Origin of the sequence: Frischella sp. Ac48, assembly GCF_019641635.1 — a bacterium.
Lineage (GTDB): Bacteria > Pseudomonadota > Gammaproteobacteria > Enterobacterales > Orbaceae > Frischella > Frischella japonica.
Genome location: NZ_JAETXP010000007.1, coordinates 41,811 through 54,632 on the forward strand (window position 1 = coordinate 41,811; position 12,822 = coordinate 54,632).

At 34.7% G+C, this 12,822-nt stretch carries 10 protein-coding genes and 1 pseudogene; 2 read left to right on the forward strand and 9 right to left on the reverse strand.

Features of this window, described 5'->3' with window-relative positions; all coding sequences use genetic code 11:
• Positions 1 to 195: 195 nt before the first annotated feature.
• The 7 genes and pseudogenes from flgL to JMI89_RS04415 form a co-directional block, all read right to left on the reverse strand.
• Positions 196 to 1,152 (reverse strand): flagellar hook-associated protein FlgL, encoded by a 957-nt coding sequence (flgL, locus tag JMI89_RS04385; RefSeq protein ID WP_220679414.1) that lies wholly within the window; start codon positions 1,150 to 1,152, stop codon positions 196 to 198.
• Positions 1,153 to 1,166: 14 nt separating this feature from the next.
• The gene (gene flgK / locus JMI89_RS04390; RefSeq protein ID WP_187754332.1) at positions 1,167 to 2,810 is read right to left on the reverse strand and encodes a flagellar hook-associated protein FlgK; all 1,644 of its coding nucleotides are present in this window, start codon (positions 2,808 to 2,810) and stop codon (positions 1,167 to 1,169) included.
• Positions 2,811 to 2,958: 148 nt separating this feature from the next.
• Entirely contained in the window at positions 2,959 to 3,915 is a 957-nt protein-coding gene (gene motB, locus JMI89_RS04395) for a flagellar motor protein MotB (RefSeq protein ID WP_220679415.1), read from the reverse strand.
• A gap of 9 nt (positions 3,916 to 3,924) precedes the next feature.
• The gene (motA, locus tag JMI89_RS04400) at positions 3,925 to 4,824 is read right to left on the reverse strand and encodes a flagellar motor stator protein MotA (protein WP_220679416.1); all 900 of its coding nucleotides are present in this window, start codon (positions 4,822 to 4,824) and stop codon (positions 3,925 to 3,927) included.
• A gap of 161 nt (positions 4,825 to 4,985) precedes the next feature.
• Positions 4,986 to 5,501 (reverse strand): annotated as a pseudogene (gene flhC, locus JMI89_RS04405) (flagellar transcriptional regulator FlhC); the annotation flags it as partial.
• 8 nt (positions 5,502 to 5,509) lie between these two features.
• Positions 5,510 to 5,827, reverse strand: coding sequence for a flagellar transcriptional regulator FlhD (gene flhD, locus JMI89_RS04410; protein ID WP_370633715.1), 318 nt, complete (start codon positions 5,825 to 5,827; stop codon positions 5,510 to 5,512).
• A 198-nt stretch (positions 5,828 to 6,025) separates the two neighbouring features.
• The gene (locus tag JMI89_RS04415) at positions 6,026 to 6,739 is read right to left on the reverse strand and encodes an RNA polymerase sigma factor FliA (protein WP_220679417.1); all 714 of its coding nucleotides are present in this window, start codon (positions 6,737 to 6,739) and stop codon (positions 6,026 to 6,028) included.
• Positions 6,740 to 7,177: 438 nt separating this feature from the next.
• Here JMI89_RS04415 and nth point away from each other — a divergent pair, with 438 nt between their 5' ends.
• Positions 7,178 to 7,816, forward strand: coding sequence for an endonuclease III (gene nth, locus JMI89_RS04420; protein WP_187754338.1), 639 nt, complete (start codon positions 7,178 to 7,180; stop codon positions 7,814 to 7,816).
• Positions 7,817 to 7,820: 4 nt separating this feature from the next.
• A complete protein-coding gene (gene smrB, locus JMI89_RS04425; protein ID WP_220679418.1) occupies positions 7,821 to 8,369 on the forward strand; it encodes an endonuclease SmrB in 549 nt (182 codons plus the stop codon).
• A gap of 62 nt (positions 8,370 to 8,431) precedes the next feature.
• On the opposite strand, the gene carB is transcribed toward smrB, so the two are convergent.
• Positions 8,432 to 11,647, reverse strand: a complete 3,216-nt coding sequence (gene carB, locus JMI89_RS04430) for a carbamoyl-phosphate synthase large subunit (protein WP_220679419.1) — start codon at positions 11,645 to 11,647, stop codon at positions 8,432 to 8,434.
• Between the two features lie 5 nt (positions 11,648 to 11,652).
• Positions 11,653 to 12,813 (reverse strand): glutamine-hydrolyzing carbamoyl-phosphate synthase small subunit, encoded by a 1,161-nt coding sequence (gene carA / locus JMI89_RS04435; RefSeq protein WP_255562849.1) that lies wholly within the window; start codon positions 12,811 to 12,813, stop codon positions 11,653 to 11,655.
• Between the last annotated feature and the right edge of the window lie 9 nt (positions 12,814 to 12,822).

The following is a 12,822-nucleotide window of genomic DNA, read 5'->3' on the forward strand; positions in this document are numbered from 1 at the left end:
TTCATCTGTTTAACTATTAACTAAACAATTTCTGATCAGTTGTTTGAACAAAAGCTAAATTAGAACTATCTAATTCCTTGGTAATAAAGATGAACATCATAAACCATCTGCTTTAGAGTTTAGATGATAAGTTTATATAGAAAATTGAATGATATTAATTAGGTAGCTCAAATTAGTGAGCTACTCGATTAAGCCCTATTTTTGCTGAAATAAAGACATGTTTTGCATATTGATAAATGTTTGTTGAGCGGCTTTTAAACTGGCTTGAAGCATTACATAATCGGAAATTGCTTCATACCAATCAACATCTTCAAGTTCACTGATCTGTGTCTGGAAATCAATATCTAAGGTTTTACCTAATGTTATTAAATTTTCCACTTCTGCTAAAAGTGAACCACCTTGCGCACGAACACTTGAAATATGGCTAAAACAGTTATCAATTCCTTTATTAGCCTTTGCTAATAAATCTCGGAAAGCTACAGCATCGGCTTCAGTACCTTGATCTAATTCCATATTTAATGCTAAGAGTGCCTGATCAATACTGGCAAAAAGATCAATTTCAGATGTCGAATCATCTGATTCTTTAATATTTGATCCTATTAAAAATATGTTATTACCCGTAAAATTGATTGGTATTTCACGAGTCTCATCAATGAAAACGTTTAATGTCTCTTGACTACCAACATAACTGACTTGACCTTGTTCATTAACTATAAAAGGTGGGGTATCATTTTTTGAGCCAGCAAAAATATAGTGTCCATTAGCATCACGTGAATTTGCCAAGGAAATAAGTTGATCTTTGAAGCCTTGTAACTTATTGGCCAAATCCGCTCTGTCAGTATCATTCAATGTTTCATTACCAGCATAAACTAATGTTTCTTGAATATTTTGTACAATCGTAGTCGCTTCTTTTAAAATTGTATCTTGACGTGCTAGTGATTTTTCGATGCTTTGTCGTGTTGCTTGTAATTGCTCATTGCGAGCTTGTGCTTGTTTTACAACTAGTGCCTGTGATGCCGCCATTGGATCGTCTGATGGACAGAGGACTTTTTTACCCGTTGCTAAGTGTAAACCGGATTTTTGCCAATGACTTTGGGTATTTAAAATATTCTGTAAATTCTTTTGGTACATTGAATTGGTGCTGATGCGCATATTTTATCCTTTTATCACTTAGTTAAACCTAATATTGTGTCGAATAGGGTCGTTGCGGTATCAATGATTTTGGCATTAGCTTGATAATATTGCATATATACTTGCATGGAGATATATTCTTCTTCAATATTAACGCCAGAAACAGATTGATTTTGTTCATTAATTTGATTAACGATATTCTTACTTGCCGTAGCAGATATTTTTGCTGATTGAGTTTCACTTCCAATATAGCTAACCAATGAAGCATAAGCATTGGATAGTGTTGTATCCCCATTGATCAGTTTTTCGTTTTGAATATTAAGTAATTTAGCAATATTTCGATTATCTCCTGCTCCATTCTCATCGTCTAAAATTCCACTAGCTAATTTATTCGGATCTTTAGTTAATAAATGTAATGAACTGGCAATATCCGCTACAGGTTTAACCACAAATGAATCACCACTAGCTAAAGTGCCATCTATTGTAATTGCTAAACCATCGAATAATAATTTATCACCCTCCTGTTTTACATTAATTTGTTGATGATCCGATAAACGAGTGACGATCCAATCAGTGCCATTAAAAGTAATTTCATAATCCGAGGCTTTAATATCTGTAACTTTTTCATAGTCGATAGTAATAGTTGCATTACCATGGTTTTTACGATTAGCAATGGCAATTGGTCGAGAATAATCAAATAATTTTTCACCTTTATTGCCATGAATATCGACACCATCACATTGTATTTCATTAAAGCGTTCTGCAAGATTCAAAGCAATTAAACCAATCTGATTACGCGCTTCAGTCAAAGGACCATCACGAAAGGTTAATAGACCGTGTATTGTGCCGGAATTGATGTTTTCACGTGTTAATTCTTGGGTAGCACCCGAGCTATGAGTATAAATAATGGTGTTAAGTGATGGGTCTGCTGATGATGGTTGAACGCTTAATAAATTAACCGCTGAACCTTGTAATAAATTTAAGCCATTATTTAAAGAAAGATTATATTGACCATTTTGTTGGGTAACGTTCACAGCGACAATTTCATTTAATTCATTGACTAATTGATCACGTTGATCAAGTAAATCGTTAGGTTGCTGGCCGCCACTAACAGATTGTAATCTAGCAATTTTTTGATTTAATTCAGCGATTTGCTTGGTATAACTATTTATTTTATCGACGTTTTTGCTCAATTCTGTATTGACATTGTTAATTTGATTTTTTAGGTTAATTTCAGTCTTATTAAATTGACTAACCAATGATTCCAAACTACTCATTACCGTTTGGCGTGTGGCTGGATCGCCTGCATTATTTGTCAATTTATTCAAATTGGCAAATAAATTACTGATTTGTGCAGATAAACTATTTTCTTTATCTGAAAAGAGATTATCAACCTTAGATAATTCGCCATAATAAGCATTAATTGAACTATGTTGTGATTGTGCTTGGCGTAATTGATCTACCATAAATTGGTTATAACTACGATTTATAGCATTCACTTTTACACCATTACCGGTAAACCCTTTTCCTGAGTGCGTGCCATTTGCCTGACTTAAAATGATTTGCTGGCGATTATAACCAATAGTGTGGGCATTACTAATATTATTACTAATTACATTAAGCATGTTTTGCGCAGCATTGAGCCCACTTATACCGGTGTTTATTAATGAATTAGCCATGAAAACTCCTAAGGAAAATTGTGATTAACCATGTTATTAAAAAATAATAAGTTATATAAGGTATCGACGAATTCAGTAAAAACTTTAGTAAAAATTTTAGTTTCTATTTTAAAAGAATAAATAATGGTCAATATGTTGTATAAACTTGTCAATTCACATTATCTTGTTCAGTTGCCACTGGTTCAAATTGAGATGGTGTTGATTGTTCAAATTCTTCTTGAGATTTAAATTTATTTAATAAATCGATACCGGTCATCGTATTTTCATCTTCAATATATTGTTGTGCTGTTTTATTGAGAATTAAAATGCTGATACGACGATTAGAATCCTGATTAAAGTTTTTGTGATTTAAACTAACAGTATCGGCTAATGCAATAATGCGAATAATTTTCTTTGAATCTAACCCGCTATTAATAAGTTCTCTTCTTGAAGCATTTGCTCTATCGCCTGATAGTTCCCAATTGCTATATCCCCGATCACCATTACGATACTTACGTTCATCTGTATGACCAGAAATAGTGATTTTATTGGGAAGAGTATTGAGGATAGGGGCTAGTGCTTGCAAAATTTTTTGCATATTTGGATCAATTTTTGCGCTACCAATATCAAACATGGGTTCATTATTTGAGGATAATATTTGAATACGTAACCCCAATTCAGTTAACTCGACAATTAAATTAGGCGCTAATTTTTCAAGTCGAGGATCAAGATGAAAAACTTCGAAAATTTTTTGTGCTGCGGCGATTAATTGTAGAGTTTCGAGATGTTTTTGTTCTAATTCAATTGATTGTTGCGCAATATTATCGTTTTTTTCTTCACCATCCATTTTACTTAGATCATCACCGCCTCCAGGGATAGGGCTTTCACTATCACTGATTTTGTTACCACCGGTAAAACCCATTACTAATGGCGTACGAAAATATTCCGCAATACCTTGAAGTTCCTGTGGAGTTGCTTTACTAATTAGCCACATCACTAAAAATAACGCCATCATTGCTGTCATAAAGTCAGCATAAGCGATTTTCCATGAACCGCCATGATGCCCACCAGCATGTTGAATGTTTTTCTTACGAATAATAATTGTGGTAGATTGTGGTTTTTTCATGGCTAGCGTCTAATTTGTTGCGTTATTTGTTTCAATATTACTATTCGCTGCTTTATCTTTTGATTGTTGAATATGTTCTTCCAACTCAAAGAATGTAGGACGTTCAGTCGAAAATAATATTTTCCGACCAAATTCAATACAAATTTGTGGGGCGTAGCCATGCATATTCGTTAATAATATCACTTTAATACATTCGAGAATTTTGGTTGCATTGGCATTTTTTTGCCTTAACAATGCCGCTAAAGGTGAAATAAATCCATAAGCCAGTAATATACCGAGAAATGTGCCTACCATCGCATGAGCTATGAGTTCACCTAGCTCACTTGCTGGACGATCTGCCTGTGCTAAGGTATTAATGACCCCCATAACAGCAGCTACGATACCAAACGCAGGTAAACCATCTCCAATACTGGCAATTGCATCTGCGGGTTTTTCTAATTCATGATTATAAGTGGTGATTTCTTCATCCATCAATGCTTCCATTTCGAAAACATTCATATTGCCACTAATCATCAAACGTAGATAATCGGTAATAAAATCACAAACAGGAGCATCGGCCAAAATTTGTGGATATTGTTTGAAAAGTTCACTTTCTTGAGGGTTATCAATATCAGATTCAATGGATAACATGCCACTTTGACGAATTTTATTCAAAACGCTATACAATAAACTCATTAATGTAAAATAAAGTGCTTTATTGTGTTTTGCAGGCTTAAATAATTGTCCGATTGCTTTAAGCGTCGCTTTGAGTACTTTGGCATTATTACTGACAATAAATGCACCTAATGCAGCGCCACCAATAATCAGAAATTCTAACGGTTGAAATAGTACTGCTAAATAGCCACCACTTAGCACATAACCCAGTAAGGTAGAAGCAATTACAATAATATAACCGATAATAATTGGCATTAATTTTCCTTATTTTAATTTTAAACAGTCAATGTTATTCATCAAAAAATTCATTACTTTTTAGTTTAAATAGAGATCCGTTCAATGCTTGCAGGACTAAAAGTATGTGAGATGGATGAAGAGAGTACTTGTAAAAATTTGGCCTGATTTTCTTTGTGAGTTTTATGGTTTTTTTCCACCCGTGACGGTGGTTGGCATAAACTGCAAATAAAAGTGTTACGAGGTTGATAAGCGTGAGTAATGAAACGTCCCGTACATCCTTTACAACATGATTGTTGCATTACTTTACTTTCTACAAATTTGACTAATATCCATGCTCGGGTTAAACCTAAAACGGGTTCCCCTTTTTCTGGTGGTGGACACTGTTCTAAGTAAAGCTGATAAGCTTTTATAATCGCTTTAACACCCGATAGCCCACTATTTTTAACCAAAAAACGGTACGCGTTATAAAATACACTAGAATGAATATTCGGTTCCCAAGTCATAAACCAAGTAGTGGAAAACGGTAATAATCCTTTAGGCGGCGGGCATCCTTGAATTTCTTTATAAAGTTTTATCAATTTCCCTCGACTTAAATCGGTTTCACTCTCTAACATTTGAATTCTGGCTCCGAGTGAAATCAACCGCATAGCCAATTGAATATCATTGTATTTTTTTATAATACTTTTCTCTTTCATCGTCTTTCCTATTTACTTAAGGAATCTAAAAGTAAGCTTGATAATAGGATCCCAGTATGCATCTGTTTAATATCACCAACGCGTGAGTCTTCAGTTAACTTTTTAACCATATCGGAGTTTTGGAATCTTAGTTGAAAAATCAATTGATTAGTTTCCGATAAAACTAACATCTGAGGAGCATTTAAATTACTTATAACATCAGCTGTTTCTTCATCGATTCCTAAACGATACATCGCCGCATATTTATCTTTTTCAAGCATTCTCTGACTAAGCAAGAGCGTAGAAAGATTTAAATGATGTATGCATTTTAGCGTGTCATTGTCGATTACATCATCCAATTTAATCACCAATCCAAATTTATTAAAATTACCAACAGGATAACACTTAATTTTCTTATTTTAAAACGCAAAATATATTTTTTCCGCGAAATATCAACGAAAAAACAATGGAAAATTCGCAAAAACTCATATTTACCAATAATTTACATTTATTTAATAAAATTTAATTTAATTTTTATATTTTTATCAAGAAATTTTACTTTTTATTCTTTTTATCGCTTGGCTATGTAGTTGACTAACCCGCGATTCACTGATATTGATGATTTTACCTATTTCTTTTAAGTTAAGATCTTCTTGATAATAGAGCATCAATACCATCTTTTCTTTTTCCGGTAACCGATTAATCTGTTCCATAACAATGTGTCGTATTTCTTCGTTTATAATGTCCAAGAATGGATTATTATCTTCTTGTTGATCAATAATTGAATCGATACCATCACCTAATTTTCTTCTCATTTCGTCATAAGAATAAATTTGACAATTATTTGAATCCAATAATATTTTACGATAATGCTCAATTGATATTGCGAGATAATCAGCAATTTCTTGTTCTTCTGGCGCTCTAGCTAATTGATGTTCTAATTCACTAATTGCTTTGGTAACTTTTTTTATATCTTGTCTAGTTCCACGCGGTAACCAGTCACGGCTGCGTAATTCATCTAACATTGCCCCCTTGATTCGTTGCGTTGCAAAAGTACTAAAAGTAGTGCCATGTGCCGGATCGTAACGTTCAAGAGCATTTAATAATCCGATATAACCAACTTGCAGTAAATCATCCAATTCAACCGTTGAAGGTAATCTAATTGCTAATTTTAATGCTTCATGGCGAACTAATGGAATATATTGTTGCCAATCAACATCATCAACTATCCCTTGCGAGTTATATAAACTAACACTCATTTTGGTACTAAACCAATATGAAAAAAATGATTATTGGTATTATGCCGATGTTATAAGAATTTAATTGGCAAAATAGGGAAGTAAAAAATAGGTATTTATGATTATTAAGAAAAATAAAAATTCACTTAAATCATATTTTCTCAATAATCATATATATTTTTAATCAGTTAAAATTTTTCATATTTTTGTGCTTTCTAATTAAAAATTAGCATTATGACTTGCCAATTAATAATGTTAAATGTATTTAGAATGCTAAGGTTTGTTTGATTGACTAATCAAAAATATCTGTCTTTTTGATAAAAATGCTAGTTTATTTAGTAATAATTGTATTTAATATCATCATAACTAACTTTGGTTAAGTTAGCATTAACTAACTTACCAAAGATTTAAATAGTTGATATAATAATTAATGAATAATAGTGATTTTAATATAATATTGTGAAACAAAAAACACGTATAGAAATTCTTGAACGCTTAAAAGCGCACATAAAAGATCCCACCACTGAATTGATATATCATACTCCGTTTGAATTATTAATTGCGGTATTGTTATCCGCTCAAGCAACGGATGTCAGTGTCAATAAAGCGACTAAATCGCTTTTTGCCGTCGCGAATACGCCAGAGGCGATGTTAGCATTAGGGGTTGAGAGTTTAAAGGAATACATTCGTACTATTGGTCTTTTTAATAGCAAAGCGCAAAATATTATTAAAACCTGTCAAATATTGATTACTCAGCATCATAGTGAAGTGCCAGAAGATTTTGCTCATTTAGTGGCCTTACCGGGGGTTGGAAGGAAAACCGCAAATGTTGTATTAAATACTGCATTTGGTTGGCCAACAATAGCGGTTGATACGCATATTTTTCGATTATGTAATCGTACTGGGTTTGCTTGTGGAAAAACGGTAGAAGCTGTGGAAGATAAACTGCTGCAAGTAGTGCCTGCTGATTATAAAATAAATTGTCATCATTGGTTTATTCTCCATGGTCGTTATACCTGTATTGCACGGAAACCGCGTTGTGGTTCATGTGTGATTGAAGATTTATGTGAATTTAAAGATAAGGTCTATCCAGAGTAATATTATGTCAAATAAATTTAATCTTAGTGATGAGGATGTCGCGTTATTCAAAAGTGTTATCGGTAAGACTAAAAAAATAGAACAAGATACGGTTGTGCATAAACCCAACAAGCAGATAAAACGTGAAATCCGGGTTAAAAAACATCAGCAAGAAGCTTTAAATAATGAATTCTACTTTTCCGATGATTTCCAACCCTTATTGCAGGATGATCCTATACGTTACTTACGAGAATCAGCTGACCCTAATGAACTTAAAAAGTTAAAACATGGTTATTATGAACCCGAATTTTTTCTGGATTTACATGGTTTAACACAACTTGAAGCCAAAAAAGAGATATCAGCTTTAATTACAGCTTGTCTACGTGAACGGGCTGTATGTGCCTGTATTATGTATGGACATGGCAAGAATATTTTAAAAAAGCAAACACCAATGTGGTTAGCACAGCATCCTGATATTATCTGTTTTCATCAGGCTCCAAAAGCTTTTGGCGGTAGTGCTGCATTACTAGTTGTATTTGATCTCAATAAACAGATTGATGAATTTTTCCGATAATGAAGTGGATATTACCGAATCAAGTTTAAGAATGATTCGGTAATGGTAATTTGCGATTATTTTTATTGGTATAATTGCTGTAATGAAGTAACTTGAGCTGTTGCATCATAATCGAGAGCCGCCGTTGTGGCATATGCGGCATTAATTGTGGTATCGTAATGGGTTTTATACATAATGGCACTACGACGTAATATTTTAGATGCTTCAATTGCAGCCCGTCCAGACGTGGTATTAAGTATGTAACTATATTCGCCATTTTTAATATGATCATGAACGTTTGGTCTACCTTGCGTCTCTTTATTGACCTTTTGGCATAGAATACCTGCTTGTTGTAGATATTTAGCTGTACCATCGGTTGCATCAAGAGTAAATCCATGTTTAATTAAACGCTTTGCAATTTCATACACCCGTTTTTTATCCTGATCTCGAACAGATAATAATGCTTTGCCTTGTTTTTTCATCGTGGATAAGCTAGCAAGTTGCGCTTTAGCAAAGGCTTCCGCAAATGTTTTTCCGATTCCCATAACTTCGCCTGTTGAACGCATCTCTGGTCCTAAAATAGGATCAACACCACTAAATTTATTAAATGGTAGCACAACTTCTTTGACTGAATAATAATTTGGTATGATTTCATGAGTAATATTTTGTTGTTTTAAGGATTGCCCAACCATCACTCGAGCGGCAACTTTGGCTAATGCAACACCTGTCGCTTTTGAAACGAATGGAACTGTTCGTGCAGCACGTGGATTGACTTCGATCAAATAGACTTGTTGATCTTTAATAGCAAATTGGGCATTCATTAATCCTTTAACATCTAATTCTAAAGCAAGCTGTTTAGCTTGTTCACGTAATCCTGCTAATACTTCATCGGAAAGAGTGTACGTTGGTAATGAACATGCAGAATCACCAGAATGAACGCCAGCTTGCTCAATATGTTCCATAATCCCTCCGATGACAACACTATCACCATCTGCAATTACATCTATATCAACTTCAATAGCATCATCTAGAAAATGATCTAGTAATACTGGGGCATTATTTGATTCACTAACAGCAGTATCAAAATAGCGTTGTAAATCGTTGGGGTTATAAACAATTTCCATAGCACGACCACCCAAAACATAAGATGGTCTAACAACTAATGGGTAACTAATACGCTCAGCTTCATGTAAGGCTTGTTCTAGGTTAGTCACCGTAGCATTAACCGGCTGTTTAAGATTAAGTTTAGTCACCACTTGTTGAAAGCGTTGTCGATCTTCCGCTCGATCAATAGCATCTGGTGACGTACCAATAATAGCAACACCTTCTTCAGCTAATGCTTTAGCTAATTTCAGAGGTGTTTGCCCACCATACTGAACGATAACGCCATTCGGTTGTTCAAGGTGGACAATTTCTAGTACATCTTCAAGGGTAACCGGTTCAAAATACAGGCGATCTGACGTATCATAATCGGTTGAGACAGTTTCTGGATTACAATTAACCATAATGGTTTCATATCCATCTTGATGAAGTGCTTGTGCGGCATGAACGCAACAATAATCAAATTCAATTCCTTGACCAATTCGATTCGGTCCACCTCCTAAGATCATGATTTTTTTACGTTCAAACTGTGGTTGAGCTTCACATTCATCTTCATAAGTCGAATAAAGATAGGCTGTTTGCGTAGCGAATTCAGCTGCACAGGTATCAACACGTTTATAAACTGGATGGAGATTAAATTGCCAACGTTTTTGGCGAATATCTGCTTCTGTTACATTAAGTAACTGTGCAAGTCTGATATCGGAAAATCCTTTACGTTTTAAATATCGTAGTTGTTTTGCATCCAGTTGATTGATATCTAATTGGCTAATAATTTGTTCAATTTTAATTAGTTCTTCAATTTGTACTAAAAACCATGGATCAATATGTGTGAGTTCAAACACTTCTGTTAAAGTGAAACCTGAACGAAAAGCATCAGCAATATACCAAATTCTATCACTGCCAGCTTCTTGTAGCTCGTGTCGAATAATGGTTTGTAGTTCATTGTTAACTTCACTTTTGAATTTCGATTCCAGTCCAGATACACCAACTTCTAAACCACGTAATGCTTTTTGCAATGATTCTTGAAATGTTCGTCCAATGGCCATCACTTCGCCTACCGATTTCATTTGAGTGGTCAACCGATCATTACAACCGGCAAATTTTTCAAAATTGAAACGAGGTATTTTAGTTACTACATAATCAATAGAAGGTTCGAATGATGCTGGCGTTTTACCACCTGTAATATCGTTTGCTAATTCATCAAGTGTATACCCGATAGCTAATTTAGCTGCGATTTTGGCAATTGGAAATCCAGTTGCTTTCGATGCCAGAGCAGAAGATCGCGATACACGAGGGTTCATTTCAATTACAATTAAACGACCACTTTTAGGATCAACTGAGAATTGAACATTAGCGCCTCCTGTTTCAACACCAATTTCACGTAGCACAGCTAATGATGCATTACGCATTATTTGATACTCTTTATCTGTTAGTGTTTGTGCAGGAGCAACCGTAATTGAATCACCAGTATGTATTCCCATTGGATCAAAATTTTCAATCGAACAGACAATAATACAATTATCATTTTTGTCTCTTATCACTTCCATTTCATACTCTTTCCAACCAATGAGAGACTCATCAATGAGTAATTCATTGGTTGGTGATAGATCAAATCCACGTAAACATATTTCATCAAATTCACTACGATTATAGGCAATTCCCCCCCCGGTTCCTCCCATCGTAAATGATGGACGGATAATGCAAGGGAAACCAACTTTATCGAGTACTAGATGCGCTTCTTTTAAATTATGAGCGATGCCACTGCGTGCTGTTTCAAGACCAATTTTTTTCATGGCTTGATCAAAACGTTTACGATCTTCAGCTTTGTCAATAGCATCTGCGGTTGCGCCAATCATTTCAACATTGAATTGTTGAAGAATGCCATGTTTTTCTAAATCTAACGCACAATTCAATGCCGTTTGTCCACCCATAGTTGGTAAGATTGCTTCAGGTCGTTCTTTTTCAATGATTTTACTGACGGTTTGCCAGTGAATAGGTTCGATATAGGTAACATCTGCTAAATCGGGATCGGTCATAATTGTTGCAGGATTTGAGTTAACTAAAATTATCCGATAACCTTCTTCTCGTAACGCTTTACATGCTTGAGTACCAGAATAATCAAATTCACATGCTTGACCAATAATGATTGGTCCAGCGCCAATAATCAAAATACTTTTAATATCAGTACGTTTTGCCATTTTGCTTATTGCCTTTGTTTATAATTAGAAATAAGTTCAATAAAGTGATCAAATAATGGAGCTGCATCATGGGGACCTGGACTCGCTTCTGGATGACCTTGAAAACTGAAAGCCGGTTTAACATTATGATGAATACCTTGTAGTGATTTATCAAATAAAGATTTATGAGTTACCCTTAAATCATTCGGTAAAGTAGTTTCATCGACAGCAAAACCATGATTTTGAGCGGTAATCATTACCACATTTTTTTCAATGTCTTTGACTGGATGGTTACCACCATGATGACCAAATTTCATTTTAAGTGTCTTCGCATTGCAAGCTAATGCTAATAACTGATGCCCTAAACAAATACCAAAAATGGGAATATCAGTGGTTAGCAACTGTTTTATTGCCGCAATAGCATAATGACAGGCGGCTGGATCGCCAGGACCGTTAGATAAGAATATTCCATCAGGATTAAGCGCTAACACTTCATCAGCAGGAGTTTGTGCTGGAACCACCGTTAAATAACATCCGCGATCGACAAGCATGGTTAAAATTTGGCGTTTTACACCAAAATCATAGGCGACAACATGATAAGTAAATTCAGCTTTATTTTTGGCTGAAGGATGTGGATGATTTAATGACCATGAACCTTTTTGCCAGTGATAAATATGTTTAGTACTAACGCGTTTGGCGAGATCAACGCCATTTAAGCCAGGAAAGTTTTGTGCGTTAAACAATATGTTATCCGCTTGTTTCATTAGGTCTTCTTGATTAGCAGCTGTCATGATACAGCCATGTAAACTACCTTTTTCACGAAGAATACGGGTTAGTTTGCGGGTATCAATATCAGCAATACCGATAACATTATGTTGCTTAAGATAAGCTTTTAAGTTATTAGTACTTCTAAAATTACTGGCTAATAAAGGTAAATCGCGAATAATAAGGCCTTTGGCATGAATTTGATCCGACTCTTCATCAGCAGGATTTGTGCCAACATTCCCAATGTGTGGATAAGTTAATGTGATGATTTGTTCGCAGTAAGAAGGATCGGTCAAAATTTCTTGATAACCCGTCATAGAGGTATTAAAAACCACTTCACCAACGGTATATCCTTCTGCACCAATTGATTTTCCATGAAATTGAGTACCATCTTGTAATATCAGTAAGGCATGATCATGCATGATTTGCAA